Origin of the sequence: Pantoea sp. GD03673 (genome assembly GCF_029844725.1) — a bacterium.
Taxonomy (GTDB): Bacteria; Pseudomonadota; Gammaproteobacteria; order Enterobacterales; family Enterobacteriaceae; genus Pantoea.
Map to the genome: position 1 here is coordinate 1 of NZ_JAOCKJ010000004.1, position 17,660 is coordinate 17,660.

Consider the following 17,660-nt stretch of genomic DNA (forward strand, 5'->3'; position numbering starts at 1 on the left):
AATTAGCCTGGGTCGCCGGGCCAAACACCGGATATTGCGGCATCTCAACGTTCTGGTAGGTTTCCCAGCCGCCGCCCAGCGCTTTATAGAGCGCCACTAAATCAAGCGCGCTCTGCATCCGCGCCTGTGTCGCCTGCTCCTGCGCCTGTGCCAGCTGACGCTGGGCATCCAGCACCTCAAGGAAGGTGGAAAGCCCCTGCCGGTAGCTGTCGCTGGCGAGATCAAAGGCACGCTGAAGGGCACCGGTTGTCTCATCCAGCGCGGTTACGCGCTGCTGATCGGCGCGGTAGCTGACCAGCGCATTCTCCACATCCTGCAACGCGGTCAGCACCGTCTGGCGATAATCCAGTGCGGCACTCGCCTGCTGCGCCCGCGCCAGCTTCACGCTCGACACCAGCTGTCCACCCTGGAAAATCGGGATCGATAACGAGGGGCCATAACTGTAGAAATGGCTGCTCCAGTTATCCAGATAGCTGACGTCGGTGTTGCGCACGCCCAGCTGGCCGGTCAGCGACAGGCTCGGGAAAAGCTGCGCGACAGAGACGCCAATTTCCGCGGTTTGCGCATGCAGCGTCGCTTCAGCCTGACGTATATCAGGACGACGGCGCGCCAGCGTAGAGGGAATGCCCACCTGCACAAACTGCGGCAGCGGCGGCAACGGTTTCGGCGTACTGAGTTCCGCATCCAGTGCGCCCGGCGTCTTGCCGAGCAGCACCGCCAGGCCATTCATCGCCTGCCGCGCCTGCGCCTGATACTGCGGCAGCTGCGCCTGCAGCGTACTCAGCTGGGCGCGGGCATTCTCCACATCGGTCAGCGGAGCCAGACCATTACGCTGCTGGCTTTGGGTCAGCCCGGTCGTCTGCTGCGCAATCTCAATCTGCTGTTGCAGCGTCTGAATCGTGCTTTGCGCGCCACGCAGTTGCAGCCACGCACGGGCCACTTCAGCCTCCAGTGACACCAGCGCATCATTGCGCTGCTCTATCGCCGCCTGCTGCCGGGCGTTGGCGGCCTCAACCTGACGGCGCACTTTACCCCACAAATCCAGTTCCCAGCTGGCATCGAAGCTGCCCTGATAGAGGTTAACCGGCTGAGTCAGGCCGTTAAGCTGACTGGCTACATTGCTGTCGAGCTGATCGGTGGCCCCATTGGCTTTCAGCAAGCCTTCCAGTCCGAGCTGCTGACGCGTGACTTTGGCCGAACCGCTCAGGCTGGGTAACAGGCTCCCCTGCGCCTGGTTGAGCTGTTCACGCGCACCGGCAATGCGCAGCACCGTCTGCTGCAGGCTCAGGTTGCCTGCTATCGCCCGCTCGATCAGACTGTCGAGCTGCGGATCGTTGAAGCTGCGCCACCAGCGTGAATTGATGGCGGCATTTTGTGGCTTTGACGCTTCCTGCGAATCCAGGGTGTTAAAACCACCCGGTACGGCGGGTTTCGGTGCCTGATAGTCAGGCCCGACGGCGCAGCCTGCCAGCCCTATGGCCAGCAGTAATGTCAGGGGTTTCAGGCGATGAGAGTAAAAAACCTTCATGTTAGTGTGCTCCTGCACTGCCTTCGCTCTTAATCGGCGACAGCAGCCAGCAAAATGGAATCAAAATCAGGGCGACAATACTCAGGCCTGAGAAGACATCGATATAAGCGAGGATGCGCGACTGCGCAATCATCTCCTGATAGAGCTGTCCGGTTGCCAGCGTCACCGGATCCCCCACTGCCGAGGTAAAATCACGTATCGCCTGCGCCCAGTGCTGAAGCGTAATGTTGAACGGCTCGTTCAACGGCGTCATGTTGTGCACCATGTGCGCCGACCGCACCTGCTCGCGTTCGGTGATGGCCGCCGTCGACAGCGAGATCCCAATCGATCCGGCAACGTTTCGGAACATGGTAAACAGCGCCGAGGCGTCAGCATTGAGTCGCTGCGGAATGGTGACAAAGGCGATCGTTGTTAACGGGACAAACAGGAAACCCAGCCCGATGGACTGTGCGCTGCGCATCATCACCAGCGTGCTGAAATCGACATCCGGCGTTAAGGTGGCGGAATAGAAAAACGCCACGGCCAGACAGCTGAAGCCAAAGGCGATGATGTATCGCGTCTGAACAATCGGCATCAGCTTCAGGACCAGCGGAATGGTCAGCACAATCAGCACGGCTCCGGGCGACAGCACCAGCCCTGACCAGGTAGCGGTGTACCCCAGATCCTGCTGTGCCAGCTGTGGCAACACCACAGAACTGCCATAGAGAATCATCGCCATGCCTGCCATCAACAGGCCCGCTACCCAGAAGTTGCGGTCTTTCATCACCAGAATATCGACCACCGGCTTACGGGCATACATCAGCCAGTAAATGGCCCCGACGATGCCGACCAGCGCAAGAACCGCGAACAGCACGATGAAGTGGGAGGCGAACCAGTCCTCATCTTCCCCGCGATCCAGCATCACCTGCAGGCACCCCAGCCCTAAGGTAATCAGGCTGATCCCGATGTAATCGATCTTCAGTTTACCTTTCGCCCATTTCCGCTCCCACGGTGGGTCTTCCAGCAGCTGATAGATCGCCAGCACGGTCAGTACACCGACCGGAATGTTAATAAAGAACACCCAGCGCCAGCTGTAGTTATCGGTGATCCAGCCCCCTAAAGTCGGGCCAATCACCGGCGCGACAATAATGGCGATAGAGGAGAGACCAAAGGCCTTGCCGCGATCTTCCGGCCTGAAGTAGTCCAGCAGCACAGACTGCTGAACCGGCTGCAATCCGCCGCCAAAAAAGCCCTGCAGCACGCGGAACAGAATGATCTGCCACAGTTCCGTTGCGATACCACACAGGAACGAGCAGATGGTGAACATCACGATGCAGATGAGGAAAAACTGTTTACGGCCAAACAGACGGCTGAAGAACGCAGAGATAGGCAGCACGATACCGTTCGCCACCAGATAGGAGGTCAGCACCCAGGTTGACTCATCGTAACTGGAGGAGAGCGAACCGGCGATGTGCGGCAGCGCCACGTTGACGATGGTGGTGTCGAGAATCTCCATAAACACCGCCAGCGTCACCGTGATCGCCACGAGCCACGGGTTGCTGGCCGGTTTCCAGCTCTGCGCCGTACTCATTCCACCGTTACCTTCGGTTCAACCGAGAGACCCAGCGGCAGCGGATGATTCGGATCAAGCCCCTTGTCGATGACGATTTTCACCGGTACGCGCTGAACGATTTTCACGTAGTTACCGGTGGCGTTCTCTGACGGGAAGGTTGAGAAGCGTGAACCGGAACCCATCTGGATGCTGTCGACATGTCCTTCCAGCTTCATGTCAGGCCAGGCATCGACGCTGATTTCCACCCTGTCGCCCGGATTCATGCGCTGCAGCTGCGACTCTTTGAAGTTCGCAGTCACCCAGATTTCAGGTGAGACCAGTGAGAACAACGATGAACCGGCCTGCACCAGTGTGCCCAGCTGAACGTTACGCTTAGTGATGAACCCGTCATAAGGTGCGCGAACCTGGGTATAGGAGAGGTTAAGATCGGCCGTGCTCAACTGCGCCTTCGCCTGCTCAACCTGCTGCTGACGCGCTTCAACATTCGTCTCCTGCTGACGAATCTGCAGGGCAACCTGTGACGCGACTTCAACCTGGGCTTTCGCGCTTTGTAACTGCGCCTGCGCTGAGCGTAACTGCGCGGACGCGCTGTCGATATTACGCTGGCTGGTCGCACGCGGGTCAACGCCACGCTGGCGACGATAATCGGCCTGCGCATTAAGCAGGTTCGCTTCTGCTTTGGCCTGATCCGCCAGCGCCTGATCGCGCTGTGCCGGATACTGAACCTTTGACAGCGCCAGCTGGGCCTGCGCCTGATGCAGTTGTGCAACGGCTAAACCGAGTTGCGCATTAGCCTGTTCGCGCTGGGCGCGATTGTCGCTCGGGTCGATTTCCACCAGCAGATCGCCCTTCTTCACCCGCTGGTTATCTTTCACCAGCAGCTTCACGACATAGCCGGACGCTTTCGGCGCAATGGTCACGGCGTCGCCTTCGGTAAAGGCATCATCGGTGGTTTCGATATTACGGGTAGAGAACCAGAACCAGAAGCCGACAATCAGCATAATCACCACTACCACTGCCAGAATAATCAGCGGCTTTTTACCGGGGCGTTTACGCTCAGGCTGCTGGTCGTTGTCCTGATTTTCCTCTGACTGACGGTCTTTATCCGTCGCGTTATCTGCGTCCTGCTGGTGTGGATCGCGTTGGTTATTCTCGCTCATAGTTCCCATCACTGGCTAAGGCCCTGATTCCGGGCATAAAGGTCCTGTTAACCTTATATCGGAAATTGACAAAATCCAGTGCAACTTTACGAAACTTGAGGAATGGCGCACATCCTGCCACCTGACGGGGGCAGCAGGATGCGTCGGGCCTAATTAAGCAACCGCAGCAACAGCCAGCCGCTGGCCATTGACCAGGCCAGCAGAGGAAGGGAAAAGAGGTGAAATTGCCACCAGACGGCTTTGTCTTTGGCCATTCGCAGCGCAATCAGGTTGGCAAGAGAACCCGGCAGCAGTCCGAATCCGCCAATGTTGACGGCCCAGGCGAGCACCTCCGACGGCGGCACTTTTTGCAGCAGCAGAATGGTCGCCGGTACGTTGCTGATCACCTGAGAAAGACCAATCGCCAGCAGGTAGAGCTGCCCCTGACCAAAATGCGCCACTGCATCAAAGTGTGCCTGCATCACTGGCAGCCGGATCAGCAGGAAGACGTCAATAAACATGGCGATAAACACCGCCAGCAGGCTCCAGTCGATGCGCTGGAGCACCGGACGTGCCATGACAAGGAATGTGGCGAGGATCAGCAGCAGTATCCAGCCGGTGATCTCCAGCTCCAGACCGGCGATAAACAGCAGGTACAATACGACGCTGACGATAAACAGCGGCTTCTGCCACTGCGGCTGTTCCGGGTTGTCATGCTTATCAATCGACCGCTTTGAAAAGCTGAACCAGGTCACCACCATCAGGCTCAGCAGCAGCCAGACGGCCAGCGGCAGCATCTGCACAATGAACGCAACGACGCTTAACTTACCGTGGCTCCACAGCAGAATGTTTTGCGGGTTGCCGACCGGCGTCAGCAGCGATCCGGCGTTAACCGCCAGCGCCTCGAAAATAATCAGTCGCGAGATCGGTAAACGGGAGAACTTACGCAGCGTCAGGGTCAGCGGCACAAGAATGAACAGCGCGACATCGTTGGTCAGAAACGTCGAGAGCAACGCCGCAGCCAGCACCATAAACAGCGCAAGTGCCCGCTCGTGCCGGAAACGCGCAATCAGTCGTCCTCCGAGCACGTCAAAGTAGCCGCTGGTTTCCAGTCCTTTGGTCAGGATCAGCAGCCCGGTGAGCGTGATAATGGTATGCCAGTCCACGGCACCGGGCAGATCGGCCCAGCGGAAATCCGCCAGAAATGCCAGAACTACACCAATCACGATTAATAAATGCAAAATAGAGTCATGCAAAAAAGATCGAAGCAGTTGAGGCATGGTGAGGGTACGCCTTAGCGTTAACGGGTTTCGGAGAACTTCTTAAACACAGCCAGCGTTTCATCACTGACGTGATGCTCAATCCCTTCTGAATCGCGACGGGCGGTTTCAGGACTGATGCCTAATGCCAGCAAAAAACTTTCAACAATATGATGACGGGCGCGGCTTTCCTCCGCCAGCTTCTCACCTTCTCCGGTCAGGAATACGCCCCGATAAGGCACCTGCTCAACCAGCCCGGCACTGCCAAGCCGCTTCAGCATTTTCGCCACAGTAGGTTGTGAAACCCCCAGGCGTGCCGCCATATCGACCTGACGCGCTTCGCCAAATTCACCAATTAAATCAGAGATTAGCTCAACGTAGTCATCAATTAATTCCCGACGATGCGCTTCACGCACCTGCCGAAAACCTTCGACATGCTCTTCAATATCTTTTAGTGGTCCTTTCGGGGCAGAAACCACGCTTTTAGCACGACGACTCATTCAGCTTCCTCATTATTATTTCCCGCACTGACACTGCTGTACGGATTTAGCTGCGCTCATTGTAAACCAGCCGCAAAGAAGCTCAAATTTTTCGTCATTAGCCTTGGCTAAACGATATAGCCAGTGCTATATTTGATGATAATGTAAGCAGGAAAAGAGCGATCCTTGTAGATCCTCTGTTGCGCCGGTGATGATGACCATGCCGCCGCAGTCTGCTCACTACCGCGTCGACAATGATTGGGAGGTGATTCTATGAGCACCCTGAAATGTTGCTTAGATTGCAGCAAATGCTTCCAGGCTGAAAAGAAAACAACCACGGAGATGAAATCCTGGCTGTGCCTGCTGACGCGTTCCCCGTTCACACTGCGTCTGATGTTGATTGAAAAACTGCTGGGCCACAAGCCCGCCGATCGTCGCTGTCAGAATCTGATCTGGCGCGGCTAATCCTGATTCAGCGCCTTTCAGCTAACGGCTGAGAGGCCTACTCCCCTTTTCATTCTCATCTTCTGATTTGCCTACCCACTTCTGCGCCTGCCGACATTAACGGATGGGGCGTTACTGGCTGTCGATATCATAAAGCGTCAGAGAACGGGTCAACGTGAAAGGCGGATGGGTAAAATCAGCACAATAAAAAACGGCCCACAAGGGGCCGTTTTTTTGCAGGTCAGCTAAGCTAAACTTAGAAGCTGTAACCTACGCCAGCAATCCAGGTACCTACGTCAACATTGCGGATGCGGCTCTGCTCGTAGCCCACGTCCAGCGCGACGTCCTGAATTGGGTTAAACTGCAGACCTGCGCCGTAAGAGAAGCCTACGTCGCTTGAATCAGTTTTCGCGCGTGATGCAGTATCGTTCTGCTGGAATTTACCGTAGCCGATACCCACAACACCGTAGATGCTCGCCCAGTCGTTCAGACGGTAAGCAGGACCACCGGTCACACCGTAGTACTGGCCCTTATTGTAGATGCCAGCTTCGGTACGATCTTTTTCGGTGTAGGTGAATGAACCGATCCAACCCAGTGGGTTAGAACCGTCTTCGTAGCGGTATTTCAGGTTGAAGCCGTTAGCTTTGTTAGCCACGCCCTGATAGTCGCTCTGAGCATAGCCACCAGTTACGGTGCTCTGTGCCATTGCTGAACCTGCAGATACTGCCAGTACACAGGCTAATGCTGAAAGACATGCAATTTTTTTCATAACCACCTCAAATGTGAAAATACTTCTCTCCTGACAACGCTGAAAATATAACAAAAAATAGCGAGAAACTCTGCCCGGATTTTGTTGTCTAACAGAAAGTTTGGTGTAACAGGACGTTAATGCGACATCCTATGTCATTCATTTTTCTTATAAAATCCGTCATCTTTCTGCAATAATCATTTCGTGCTCATTTCCCTCTTTAAGTTAAATCCTAAAAAATCCTGACATTTCTTTACCTAAACGGCCCTGATTTTGGGCAAAAATCGTTCAGTTAAGTCAAATTTAAAACACAATTCCGGGATTCTTTGGCCGCCATTTCCTTTACACTTGCTGACTCATTGCGTTTTTGAACAGGAAAAGTACACAGGATGTCTGCCTCTCCCGCCTCTAAAAATCTTGCCCCGATAGTCATGCCGATTGCCGTACTGCTGATTGCGATGCTGTCGCTGCAGGGCGGTGCTTCACTGGCAAAAAGCCTGTTTCCTTCTGTGGGTGCCACAGGGATTACCGCACTGCGCCTGGGCTTTGGCACCCTGATACTCTGTGTCATTTTCAAACCCTGGCGCTTGCGTTTCAGCCGGGAACAGCGGCTGCCCCTGTTGATGTATGGCCTGGCTCTGGGCACCATGAATTTCACGTTTTATCTGGCGATTCGTACCGTGCCGCTGGGCGTGGCGGTGGGACTGGAGTTTACTGGCCCGCTGGCACTCGCGCTGTTTGGATCGCGCAGGCCACTGGATTTTGTCTGGGTATTGCTGGCGGTGATTGGTCTGTGGTTCCTGCTGCCTTTTGGAACAGAGATGACGGCGATTGACCCGCTGGGTGCCGCGCTGGCTGTGGCAGCCGGTGCCTGCTGGGCGATCTACATCCTGGCGGGACAGCGGGCAGGCGCAGAACATGGCCCGGCTACCGTCGCCATCGGTTCACTGATTGCCTCGGTCATTTTTGTGCCGCTGGGCCTGACGTTCGCAGAAAGCGGCATCTGGACATGGGCCGTGATGCCGATTGCCCTGCTGGTCGCGCTGCTTTCCAGCGCCATTCCCTATTCACTGGAGATGATTGCCCTTACCCGCTTACCGGCGCGAATTTTCGGCACGCTGATGAGCCTTGAACCTGCCATGGCCGCTTTTTCCGGCATGCTGTTTCTGGGCGAAACGCTGAGCGCACTGCAGTGGCTGGCGCTGCTGGCCATCATTATCGCTTCGGCAGGGTCAACGCTGACAATGAGGCCAAAAAAGAGTCAGTTAAGCAGCATCGAATTATCAGACGACAGGCAAAAATAAGCGATTTCCGCCCGCCACGCTGGCGGGCGAAATAACAATCATGCGCAGCATGAGAATTATTCTTAACCGCTGCGTTTTATTGCTCAACCTATTTTGAAACAGTCACTTACCTGATATTTACAACTGAACATAACTTAATGATTTAAAAAGCTATTTAATAAAAGCTATATTTTAACATGGCTGTAACCTTTCCGGCACGGCGCTGCAATTAATCAAGACACACGCTATTTCATCCATCGACAAAGTCGTTTCTGCAAAGCTGAAAAGCGCTGCTATACTTATCCGGTACTTGATTAGGACAACCATCAAAGAGAGGACTGAAACGATGAGTACCGCTAAACTGGTTAAAACTAAATCTTCTGACCTGATTTATACCCGCAACGACGTGGCCGAAGACGAGAAGAAAGCCACCATCGCGGTGTTAAACCGTCTGGTAGTCGAGTTTATTGACCTGTCATTGATCACCAAGCAGGCGCACTGGAACATGCGCGGCGCGAATTTTATCGGTGTACATGAGATGCTGGATGGTTTCCGCACCACGATTACCGACCACCAGGACACCATTGCTGAGCGTGTTGTTCAGCTGGGCGGCGTGGCGCTGGGCACCACGCAGGTCGTGAATGACCAGACCCCACTGAAAAGCTATCCGCTGAACATTCACAGCGTGCAGGATCATCTGAAAGCGCTGGCCGATCGTTACAGCGTTGTGGCTAACGACACCCGCAAAGCAATTTCAGAAGTGAAAGACGAAGATACCGCGGACATCTTTACTGCGGCATCACGCGACCTGGATAAATTCCTGTGGTTCATCGAAGCCAACATTGAATAAGACGCGCAGCACGCAATCAGGCGGGGAAACCCGCCTTTTTTACGTCTGTGTTACCGCATTTTTATGACCCTGTTAACAGTTCTCTTCTCCCCCGCTTCACAGCCTTAACAACTGAGGCACACTACCGGTTGCACCAAAACAGTCAACTGCACCAAAAATGATCACCATAATGGTGCAGTGGCAGAATTAACTGCAAAATCGTGTCAGCTGTGTTATTTAAGTCTCTGATTTCGCGGATTTTGCAAAGTTGGCATAATTCTTTCATATGACAAGCCGCAAACACAGGCCCTGCCGCCTGGTAGTAAAAAGGAAAAAATGATGAAGTCACTGTTAAAAGTTTCTGTGGCCGCGCTGGCGCTGGCCTTCTCTCTCTCTTCCACCGCAGCAGAAAAAAAGCTGGTCGTCGCAACAGATACCGCCTTTGTTCCGTTTGAATTCAAACAGGGTGACAAATATGTCGGCTTTGACGTGGACCTGTGGGATGCCATTGCCAAAGAGCTGAAGCTCGATTACACCCTGAAGCCAATGGACTTCAGCGGCATTATCCCCGCGCTGCAAACGCGCAATGTCGATCTGGCTCTGGCAGGTATTACCATTACTGAAGAACGTAAAAAAGCCATCGAATTTTCTGACGGCTATTACAAAAGCGGTCTGCAGGTGATGGTGCGTAACAATGAAAACGACATCAAAGGCATCAGCGATCTGAACGGCAAAGTGGTCGCTGTGAAAAGCGGCACCGGCTCTGTGGAATACGCCAAAGCCAACATCAAGTCTAAAGATCTGCGTCAGTTCCCGAACATCGACAGCGCCTACATGGAGCTGGGCACTAACCGTGCCGACGCGGTGCTGCACGACACGCCAAACATCCTGTACTTCATCCACACTGCCGGTAAAGGCCGTTTTAAAGCGGTAGGCGATTCCATTGAAGCGCAGCAGTATGGCATTGCCTTCCCGAAGGGCAGCGACGATTTGCGTGAAAAAGTTAACGGCGCACTCAAAACCCTGAAAGAGAACGGCACCTACAACACGCTCTATAAAAAATGGTTCGGCACCGAACCTAAATAATAATTTGCCCGTTATCTGATTTCAGCAGGGAAACTTTTTCCCTGCTTTTTTCCATCGCAACATATCTGGAGTGACACCATGGAGTTTGACTGGAGCGTCATCTGGCCCGCCATGCCAGCGCTGCTCGAAGGCGCCAAACTGACCTTAATTATCTCAATCATCGGCCTGGTTGGCGGTCTGTTTATCGGGCTGGTGGCCGGTTTTGCCCGCGCTTACGGTGGCTGGATCACCAATAACATCGCGCTGGTGTTTATCGAAATCATCCGTGGCACCCCTATCGTGGTGCAGGTGATGTTTATTTACTTCGCTCTGCCGATGGCGTTCCCTGACCTGCGCATTGATCCTTTCACCGCAGCAGTGGTGACCATCATGATTAACTCCGGCGCGTATATTGCCGAGATTACCCGTGGTGCCGTGCTGTCGATCAACAAGGGCTTTCGCGAAGCCGGACTGGCCCTTGGCCTGTCGAGCCGTGAGACACTTCGCTACGTGATCATGCCGCTGGCTCTGCGCCGTATGCTGCCGCCGCTGGGCAACCAGTGGATTGTCAGCATTAAAGATACCTCGCTGTTTATTGTTATCGGTGTGGCTGAACTGACACGTCAGGGTCAGGAGATTATTGCCGGTAACTTCCGCGCTCTGGAAATCTGGAGCGCCGTCGCGATTATCTATCTGGTAATTACGCTGGTGCTGAGCTTTGTGCTGCGCCGCATTGAGAAAAGGGTGAAAATCCTGTGATTGAATTTAAAGATGTCTCGAAGCATTTTGGTCAGACCCAGGTGCTGCACAATATCGATCTGAAGATTAACCAGGGCGAAGTGGTGGTGATTATCGGCCCATCCGGTTCCGGTAAATCGACACTGCTGCGCTGCATTAACAAGCTGGAAGAGATCACCAGCGGTGAGCTGATTGTTGATGGCCTGCGCGTCAATGACCCGAAAGTGGACGACCGCCTGATCCGTCAGGAAGCGGGCATGGTGTTTCAGCAGTTCCATCTGTTCCCACAGATGAGTGCGCTGGACAACGTCGCCTTTGGTCCCATCCGGGTGCGCGGTGCCAGCAAAGAGGCTGCACGCCAGCTGGCGCGTGAACTGCTGGGCAAAGTCGGTCTTGCCGAGCGGGCGCACCACTTCCCATCTGAGCTGTCCGGCGGCCAGCAGCAGCGTGTGGCGATTGCCCGTGCGCTGGCCGTTAAGCCGAAAATGATGCTGTTTGATGAGCCAACCTCCGCGCTGGACCCGGAACTGCGTCACGAGGTGCTGAAAGTGATGCAGGATCTGGCAGAAGAAGGCATGACGATGGTGATTGTGACGCACGAAGTGGGCTTCGCCCAGAAAGTGGCTTCACGCCTGATCTTCATCGACAAAGGCCGGATTGCGGAAGATGGCGATCCCGATAGCCTGATCAGCAATCCACCCAGCGAGCGTCTGCGCGAATTCCTGCAGCACGTCTCCTGATGAAAACGGGCCGCATCGCGGCCCGTTTTTTTATGCCCCAAGCCGCAGTAACACCGTGCCTGCACCGTGAACACAGTCAGATCGGAAAGACGCAAAAACCGTCATCCATGACACGCTCGGCCCGCGCCTTCCCTGGCGCGGGACGCTTTCCTTCTCTGCCTGTGTTCCCGGTGCGTTAAGCTTATTCGTTGCGGTCAGATTCGCCCTGATTATCAGCAGTCAAACACCTTAGCGCCCCAGGCGACTCAGCAGTTTGCTGCGCTGGGCGGCAGGCATGAAACTCCACGCCAGGAAGCGGCTCTGCTTCTGACCCTGCGCCATATTCACTACCCGCACTTCCGCGACGTCGAGCGCCTGCAGCTGTTTTTCCAGCGCCGGTAAATTCTCTTTGCGCGACACCAGCGAGGTAAACCAGCCGATCTGGCGACCTGACGCCACGCTCTCGGCGATCATCTTACCGATAAACGCCTTTTCGCCACCGGGACACCACAGTTCATTGTGCTGCCCGCCAAAGTTAAGCGGTGCGTTCTTTTCAAGTCCGAGATTGCGGACTTTACGCTGCGTTCCCGCTGCCGCCTCTTCCGCCGACGCATGGAACGGCGGGTTACACATCACCGCGCTGAAGAACTCATTTTTGCTGACCACGCCCGCCAGCACCGCATCGCTGTTTTTCTGACGACGCAGACGAATCTGACGCGTCAGGCGCGGATTTGCTGCAATAATGCGGTTAGCGGCTTTGATGGCGGCGTCGTCTATCTCGGTGCCGGTAAAGCGCCAGCCATATTCCGCCGCACCAATCAGCGGATAGATGCAGTTTGCGCCGCAGCCGACATCCAGCACGTCCGCTGCCGGGATCACGCCGTTGTTGTCCAGCGCCAGCAGATCGGCCAGGTAATGCAGATAATCGGCACGTCCCGGCACGGGCGGGCAGAGTGAGCCGGGAGCCAGTTGCCAGTCGATGTCGTAAAACAGTCTGATGAGCGCCTGGTTCAGCAGCATGACCGCCTCCGGATCCGCGAAATCCACGGACTGCACGCCATAACCGTTGGGCCGGACTTTAGCCGCCAGCGGCGGATGCGCAGCGGTTAACGCGGCAAAATCGTATTCGCCCTGATGGCGATTGCGGGCGTGGAAGGGCGACGTGCTGGCTGACTTTTTCATACGTTCTCTCAGTTATTCAGGCGCGCGTACAATACGCTGTAGGCGGCGGAAAATAAACCCGCACCATCCGCTTACCTCTTTCCGATTCCGTCAGGCGATGCTGTCGGGCTAAGATAAATAAAATTCCCCTGCTGGAGAGGTTATGACCCCTAAACGCTATTCCTATCAACCCCGTGCTGGTCACGGTCTGCCGCACGATCCGCTGAATGCCATTATCGGCCCGCGCCCGATTGGCTGGATAAGCTCAGTCAGCGTCAGCGGCCAGCGCAATCTGGCCCCTTACAGCTTCTTTAACTGCTTTAACTATCATCCACCGATTATCGGTTTTGCCAGCAGCGGCTGGAAAGACAGCGTGCGCAATATTGCAGAGACGAAAGCGTTCGTCTGGAACCTGGCGACCCGCCCTCTGGCGGAAGCGATGAATGAAAGCTCCGCTTCACTCCCTGCGGATCAGGATGAGTTCGCCTTTGCCGGTTTAACGCCGCTGGCCGCGTCACAGGTCAGCGCCAGCCTGGTGGCAGAAAGCCCGGTCAACTTCGAATGCCGTCTGACGCAACTGATTCAGCTGCAGGATGCCAGCGGCAACCTGCTCGACAGCTGGCTGGTGATGGGCGAAGCGGTGGAAATTCACATTGATGAATCGCTGCTTGAAGAGGGCATTTACCAGACCGCCAAAGCTGAGCCGATTCTGCGCGCAGGCGGTCCCAGCGCTTATTACGGCATCAGCGAAGCTCAGCGCTTTGATTTAGTCCGTCCGGACGCACGCCGGACGTAATCCTTACGCCAGAAGCGCATCGGCCCGGTGCGCTTTAATCTGCGCCACCGCACGGGCGATGTCGGGGGCCAGCCAGCGATCCTGCTGCCAGCGCTCAACAACCTGCCGGATCAACTGCCAGGCACGCCGGGTGCCGGCTGCCAGCTGTGATTCACCGTGAAACTCCAGCGCCTGCGCCGCCAGCAGGTACTCAATCGCGATAATGTGATCGACGTTGCTGACCAGCTTCAGCAGCTTCAGCGCTGACCCGGTGCCCAGGCTCAGATGATCTTCCTGCAGTCCCGATGTCACATAGTTGTCGAGCACCGCAGGCTGCGCCAGCTGACGGTTTTCCGCACAGAGCGACGCCGCCACATATTGCGCAATCATCATGCCGGAATTAACCCCTGGCTCCGCCACCAGAAACGGCGGCAGGCCACTGACCAGCGGATTCACCAGCCGATCCAGCCGTCGCTCGGCAATGCTTCCCAGCTCCGCCAGCGCAATCGCCAGCAGATCACAGGCCATCGCCACCGACTCGCCGTGCGGATTCGACTGTGACACCACGCGCCACTTCTGCACGGTGCCCAGAATCAGCGGGTTGTCTGTGCAGGCGTTGAGTTCGGTCTCCACCTGACGGGCAGCGTGATCGAACTGATCGCGGCAGGCACCGTGGACCTGCGGCATTGACCGCAGGCTCAGCGCATCCTGAGTGCGGATGCCAGTGCTCGCGTTGAGCAGCGGGCTGTCACGTAACAACTGACGCAGGCGTTCGCCGCTGTGCTGTATCCCCGGACTGGCCTTGAGTGCCAGCACTTCAGGGTCAAATGCCACAAGCTGACCACGCAGCGCTTCAAAGCTCATTGCGCCGGTGACATCGGCCCAGTCCAGCAGACGTCCGGCATCATCCAGGGCCAGACAGGCTAAGCCGGTCATGCAGGGCGTGCCGTTGACCAGACTCAGCCCCTCTTTTGCGCCTGGCCGGTAAGGGGCTAATCCCGCCCCGGCCAGCGCCTGCTGCGCGGGCATGATCTCACCCTGCCACTCCACCTCGCCGAGGCCCGTCAGCGCCAGACCGATATGCGCCATGTGGGTCAGATAGCCCACCGAGCCCTGCGACGGCACCTGTGGCGTAATCTGCCGATTGAGCAGCGCCAGCAACTGCTGCACCAGCGCCACTGACACACCCGATTTGCCGTGGCTGTAGTTGGCAATGGCGGCGCAGAGAATGGCACGGGCTTCCGGTTTTGACAGCACCGGACCAACGCCACAGGCATGGCTCATCAGGGTATTGCGCGACAGCTGGCCCAGCTCATCTTCAGACAGGGTGATATTGCAGAGCGCCCCCAGCCCGGTATTGATGCCGTATGCCACCTGCCCCGACGCCACGATGTTGCCGACGATTTCACGGCTTTGTGCGATGCGCTGCCAGGCACTGTCGCTGAGCGTCAGGCTGGCACCGTACCGGGCGACCTGTACCAGTTCCTGCCATTTCAGCGGGCTGTCGCCCCAGACCAGCGTCTGACTCATCACGTCGCTCATACCACCGGCTCCACCTGATGATGACTGGAAATAAACTGCCTGAAGCGCGTCGACCCTGCCTCGCCGAACATCGCCTCCGGGGTGCCCTGACTGTCAATCGTGCCCTGATGCATAAACACCACCCGGTTAGAGACGTTACGGGCAAAGCCCATCTCATGCGTGACCACCAGCATGGTGCGCCCCTCTTCTGCCAGGCTGCGCATCACCTTCAGCACCTCACCCACCAGTTCCGGGTCGAGAGCCGAAGTCGGTTCATCAAACAGCATCACTTCCGGGTCCATCGCCAGCGCACGGGCAATTGCCACCCGCTGCTGCTGACCGCCCGACAGCTGAGCGGGATAGAAATCCTTGCGGTTCAGCAGGCCAACCCGATCCAGTAGCTGTTCTGCCTGGGCGATGCACGCTTTTTTATCGCGCTTCAGCACGTAATGCGGCCCTTCGATGACATTTTGCAGCACGGTGAGATGTGACCAGAGATTAAAGCTCTGAAACACCATCCCCAGCCGGGAACGCAGCCGCTCAATCTGACGCGGATTGGCCGCAAGCTGATGCCCGCGCGCATGGCGCTTCATCTCAATGGTTTCACCGCCCACGCTGACCACGCCGGAATCGGGTGTCTCCAGCAGATTAATGCAGCGCAGCAGCGTACTTTTACCCGAGCCGCTGGCACCGAGAATTGAGATGACATCGCCCTTGTGCGCCTGCAGTGAGATGCCTTTCAGCACCTCCATGGCACCAAAAGATTTATGGATATCGCTGGCCGACAGCGTAACGGGTGGCCGTTCAGACATGTTTTTCTCCTCCGGGGATCGGCTCAGAGCCTGGCCAATCAGGCTGGTTTATTTGTCACTCTTAACCCGGACCGTGCTGACACTCCCCACTTACGCCGGGGTGCGGTGCACTGTCCGCGTGCAGACTGCCTGCACACAATGATGCCTACCGGGCCAGGTTCTTAGCGGCCGGTAACGGCTTTTTTTCCGGTTTATGCACCGGCGTCAGACGCCGCTCCAGCAGGGCATACAGCTGCACAATGATGAAGTTGAGGATCAGGTAGATTGCCGCCGCACAGAGAAACACCTCCATGGTGCGGTAGGTGCGCTGGATGATCTGCTGCGCCACCCCCGTGACATCCCAGACCGTTACCAGGCTTGCCAGCGCGGTCGATTTCACCAGCAGAATCGCTTCGGTGGAGTAAGCAGGCAGCGCATAACGCAGCATCACCGGCGCGATAATGCGCCGCAGTAACAGTCCGCGTGACATGCCGCATGCCATTCCCGCTTCCACCTGGCCGGGGGGCACCGCCAGCAGCGCACCACGCAGAATCTCTGCGGTGTAGGCGGCGGTACAGAGCGACAGTGCCAGCACCGCGCAGGTAAAAGGCTCGCGCAGAAACGGCCAGAAGAGGCTGTGACGGATCACCCCAAACTGCCCCAGACCGTAGTAGATCAGGAACAGCTGAATCATCAGCGGCGAGCCGCGAAACACCAGAATGTAGCCACGGGCAAACGCACTCAGTAACCGCCAGCGGCTCATGCGCAGCGCCAGAATACCCACCGCCAGCACGCCTCCGCAGAGAAACGCGCTGATAAACAGGCCCAGCGTGACCGGCAGTGCGGCGCTGAGCTTAAGGAAGGTGTCAGTGAGAAACGCAAAATCGATCATAAGTCTCCTTAATGCTGTGCAGCGGTGCGGCTTTGCCAGGCGCGACCAAGACGGGATTCGGCCCGCAGAAAGGCGCGGTTCGACAGCAGCGTCAGCAACAGGTAACAGGCACCGCCCACCAGGTAAAAGGAGAAGTAGTCGCGGGTCGAACCGGCGGCAATCTGACTGGCCCGCATCAGCTCGACAATGCCGGTGACCGACACCAGTGCCGAATCTTTCAGGCTCATCTGCCAGACGTTTGACAGGCCGGGCAGCGCATAGCGCGCCACCTGCGGCAGCAGGATGCGCTGCCGGATGCGCCAGCGCGGCATGCCAATGGCGACGGCGGCTTCGATCTCTCCTTTCGCCAGCGCCAGCCGTGCGGCGCGATACACTTCCGCCTGGTAGGAGCCAGAGATAAGCCCGATCGCCAGCGCCCCGATCAGAAACGGCGGCGCTTCGATAAACCCGTCCGCGCCAAACAGTTGTCCGATCTGCGTGATCAGTCCCGATCCGCCGAAGTAGAATAAATAGATCACCAGCAGTTCAGGAATGCCACGAAAGATCACCGAGTAGCTCTCCCCCAGCCAGCGCACCGCCCGGTGCGGGGATAACTTTGCGGCGGCAACGCCCGATCCCACTACCGCACCCACCAGCAACGCGGCAAACGACAGCAGCAGCGTGGTCAGCGTGGCACTCAGAATCAACCGTCCCCAGCCCTCGGGGCCAAAACTCAGCAGGCTTATCATCAGTTACCT

Annotated in this window: 18 protein-coding genes; 7 read left to right on the forward strand and 11 right to left on the reverse strand. The window is 56.7% G+C overall.

From position 1 onward, the window contains the following. The 5 genes from N5J69_RS08170 to mntR all read right to left on the reverse strand — a co-directional run. On the reverse strand, positions 1 to 1,528 hold a 1,528-nt coding region (locus N5J69_RS08170), incomplete at its 3' end, for an efflux transporter outer membrane subunit (RefSeq protein ID WP_279769456.1). 1 nt (position 1,529) lies between these two features. Further along, complete coding sequence (locus N5J69_RS08175; RefSeq protein ID WP_279769457.1) at positions 1,530 to 3,098, reverse strand: DHA2 family efflux MFS transporter permease subunit; 1,569 nt, start codon at positions 3,096 to 3,098, stop codon at positions 1,530 to 1,532. Further along, positions 3,095 to 4,240, reverse strand: a complete 1,146-nt coding sequence (locus tag N5J69_RS08180) for an HlyD family secretion protein (protein WP_279769458.1) — start codon at positions 4,238 to 4,240, stop codon at positions 3,095 to 3,097. Before N5J69_RS08180 ends, N5J69_RS08175 begins: the two co-directional genes overlap by 4 nt. Before the next feature lie 149 nt (positions 4,241 to 4,389). Next, a complete protein-coding gene (locus tag N5J69_RS08185) occupies positions 4,390 to 5,499 on the reverse strand; it encodes an SLC13 family permease (RefSeq protein ID WP_279769460.1) in 1,110 nt (369 codons plus the stop codon). A gap of 20 nt (positions 5,500 to 5,519) precedes the next feature. Next, positions 5,520 to 5,978, reverse strand: coding sequence for a manganese-binding transcriptional regulator MntR (gene mntR / locus N5J69_RS08190; protein WP_010254350.1), 459 nt, complete (start codon positions 5,976 to 5,978; stop codon positions 5,520 to 5,522). 252 nt (positions 5,979 to 6,230) lie between these two features. On the opposite strand from mntR, the gene N5J69_RS22210 reads away from it, so the two are divergent. Next, on the forward strand, positions 6,231 to 6,422 hold the full coding sequence (locus N5J69_RS22210; protein WP_033782439.1) for a hypothetical protein: 192 nt from the start codon (positions 6,231 to 6,233) through the stop codon (positions 6,420 to 6,422). A gap of 235 nt (positions 6,423 to 6,657) precedes the next feature. Here the strand turns inward: N5J69_RS22210 and ompX are convergent, their stop codons facing one another. After that, complete coding sequence (gene ompX / locus N5J69_RS08200; RefSeq protein ID WP_150012099.1) at positions 6,658 to 7,170, reverse strand: outer membrane protein OmpX; 513 nt, start codon at positions 7,168 to 7,170, stop codon at positions 6,658 to 6,660. Between the two features lie 368 nt (positions 7,171 to 7,538). Here ompX and rhtA point away from each other — a divergent pair, with 368 nt between their 5' ends. From rhtA to glnQ, 5 genes are all read left to right on the forward strand, one after another. Further along, complete coding sequence (gene rhtA, locus N5J69_RS08205; RefSeq protein ID WP_279769467.1) at positions 7,539 to 8,453, forward strand: threonine/homoserine exporter RhtA; 915 nt, start codon at positions 7,539 to 7,541, stop codon at positions 8,451 to 8,453. Between the two features lie 325 nt (positions 8,454 to 8,778). After that, on the forward strand, positions 8,779 to 9,282 hold the full coding sequence (gene dps / locus N5J69_RS08210; protein ID WP_279769469.1) for a DNA starvation/stationary phase protection protein Dps: 504 nt from the start codon (positions 8,779 to 8,781) through the stop codon (positions 9,280 to 9,282). Between the two features lie 318 nt (positions 9,283 to 9,600). After that, the gene (gene glnH, locus N5J69_RS08215; RefSeq protein WP_090962721.1) at positions 9,601 to 10,347 is read left to right on the forward strand and encodes a glutamine ABC transporter substrate-binding protein GlnH; all 747 of its coding nucleotides are present in this window, start codon (positions 9,601 to 9,603) and stop codon (positions 10,345 to 10,347) included. A 78-nt stretch (positions 10,348 to 10,425) separates the two neighbouring features. After that, positions 10,426 to 11,085, forward strand: coding sequence for a glutamine ABC transporter permease GlnP (gene glnP, locus N5J69_RS08220; RefSeq protein WP_013357248.1), 660 nt, complete (start codon positions 10,426 to 10,428; stop codon positions 11,083 to 11,085). After that, positions 11,082 to 11,804 (forward strand): glutamine ABC transporter ATP-binding protein GlnQ, encoded by a 723-nt coding sequence (gene glnQ, locus N5J69_RS08225; RefSeq protein ID WP_010254327.1) that lies wholly within the window; start codon positions 11,082 to 11,084, stop codon positions 11,802 to 11,804. Before glnP ends, glnQ begins: the two co-directional genes overlap by 4 nt. 228 nt (positions 11,805 to 12,032) lie before the next feature. Here the strand turns inward: glnQ and rlmF are convergent, their stop codons facing one another. Then, positions 12,033 to 12,965, reverse strand: a complete 933-nt coding sequence (rlmF, locus tag N5J69_RS08230; RefSeq protein ID WP_279769474.1) for a 23S rRNA (adenine(1618)-N(6))-methyltransferase RlmF — start codon at positions 12,963 to 12,965, stop codon at positions 12,033 to 12,035. A 142-nt stretch (positions 12,966 to 13,107) separates the two neighbouring features. Here rlmF and N5J69_RS08235 point away from each other — a divergent pair, with 142 nt between their 5' ends. Further along, the gene (locus N5J69_RS08235) at positions 13,108 to 13,740 is read left to right on the forward strand and encodes a flavin reductase family protein (protein ID WP_279769476.1); all 633 of its coding nucleotides are present in this window, start codon (positions 13,108 to 13,110) and stop codon (positions 13,738 to 13,740) included. Between the two features lie 3 nt (positions 13,741 to 13,743). Here N5J69_RS08235 and hutH read toward each other — a convergent pair whose 3' ends face one another. The 4 genes from hutH to N5J69_RS08255 all read right to left on the reverse strand — a co-directional run bounded on the left by hutH (position 13,744) and on the right by N5J69_RS08255 (position 17,651). Then, positions 13,744 to 15,249 carry a histidine ammonia-lyase gene (gene hutH / locus N5J69_RS08240; RefSeq protein WP_279770092.1) on the reverse strand — a complete coding sequence of 502 codons (1,506 nt, stop codon included), beginning with the start codon at positions 15,247 to 15,249 and terminating at the stop codon, positions 13,744 to 13,746. A gap of 8 nt (positions 15,250 to 15,257) precedes the next feature. Continuing rightward, entirely contained in the window at positions 15,258 to 16,052 is a 795-nt protein-coding gene (locus tag N5J69_RS08245) for an ATP-binding cassette domain-containing protein (RefSeq protein WP_279769477.1), read from the reverse strand. A gap of 145 nt (positions 16,053 to 16,197) precedes the next feature. Continuing rightward, entirely contained in the window at positions 16,198 to 16,923 is a 726-nt protein-coding gene (locus tag N5J69_RS08250; RefSeq protein ID WP_279769478.1) for an ABC transporter permease subunit, read from the reverse strand. Between the two features lie 8 nt (positions 16,924 to 16,931). After that, complete coding sequence (locus tag N5J69_RS08255; RefSeq protein ID WP_279769479.1) at positions 16,932 to 17,651, reverse strand: ABC transporter permease subunit; 720 nt, start codon at positions 17,649 to 17,651, stop codon at positions 16,932 to 16,934. Between the last annotated feature and the right edge of the window lie 9 nt (positions 17,652 to 17,660).

What these genes read in the sequence shown, in the direction of transcription:
- N5J69_RS08175 (WP_279769457.1), bottom strand. Translation starts at nt 3,098, where the DNA reads ATGAGTACGGCGCAGAGCTGGAAACCGGCCAGCAACCCGTGGCTCGTG.
- N5J69_RS08180 (WP_279769458.1), bottom strand. Translation starts at nt 4,240, where the DNA reads ATGAGCGAGAATAACCAACGCGATCCACACCAGCAGGACGCAGATAAC.
- N5J69_RS08185 (WP_279769460.1), bottom strand. Translation starts at nt 5,499, where the DNA reads ATGCCTCAACTGCTTCGATCTTTTTTGCATGACTCTATTTTGCATTTA.
- mntR (WP_010254350.1), bottom strand. Translation starts at nt 5,978, where the DNA reads ATGAGTCGTCGTGCTAAAAGCGTGGTTTCTGCCCCGAAAGGACCACTA.
- N5J69_RS22210 (WP_033782439.1), top strand. Translation starts at nt 6,231, where the DNA reads ATGAGCACCCTGAAATGTTGCTTAGATTGCAGCAAATGCTTCCAGGCT.
- ompX (WP_150012099.1), bottom strand. Translation starts at nt 7,170, where the DNA reads ATGAAAAAAATTGCATGTCTTTCAGCATTAGCCTGTGTACTGGCAGTA.
- rhtA (WP_279769467.1), top strand. Translation starts at nt 7,539, where the DNA reads ATGTCTGCCTCTCCCGCCTCTAAAAATCTTGCCCCGATAGTCATGCCG.
- dps (WP_279769469.1), top strand. Translation starts at nt 8,779, where the DNA reads ATGAGTACCGCTAAACTGGTTAAAACTAAATCTTCTGACCTGATTTAT.
- glnH (WP_090962721.1), top strand. Translation starts at nt 9,601, where the DNA reads ATGAAGTCACTGTTAAAAGTTTCTGTGGCCGCGCTGGCGCTGGCCTTC.
- glnP (WP_013357248.1), top strand. Translation starts at nt 10,426, where the DNA reads ATGGAGTTTGACTGGAGCGTCATCTGGCCCGCCATGCCAGCGCTGCTC.
- rlmF (WP_279769474.1), bottom strand. Translation starts at nt 12,965, where the DNA reads ATGAAAAAGTCAGCCAGCACGTCGCCCTTCCACGCCCGCAATCGCCAT.
- N5J69_RS08235 (WP_279769476.1), top strand. Translation starts at nt 13,108, where the DNA reads ATGACCCCTAAACGCTATTCCTATCAACCCCGTGCTGGTCACGGTCTG.
- hutH (WP_279770092.1), bottom strand. Translation starts at nt 15,249, where the DNA reads ATGAGTCAGACGCTGGTCTGGGGCGACAGCCCGCTGAAATGGCAGGAA.
- N5J69_RS08245 (WP_279769477.1), bottom strand. Translation starts at nt 16,052, where the DNA reads ATGTCTGAACGGCCACCCGTTACGCTGTCGGCCAGCGATATCCATAAA.
- N5J69_RS08250 (WP_279769478.1), bottom strand. Translation starts at nt 16,923, where the DNA reads ATGATCGATTTTGCGTTTCTCACTGACACCTTCCTTAAGCTCAGCGCC.
- N5J69_RS08255 (WP_279769479.1), bottom strand. Translation starts at nt 17,651, where the DNA reads ATGATAAGCCTGCTGAGTTTTGGCCCCGAGGGCTGGGGACGGTTGATT.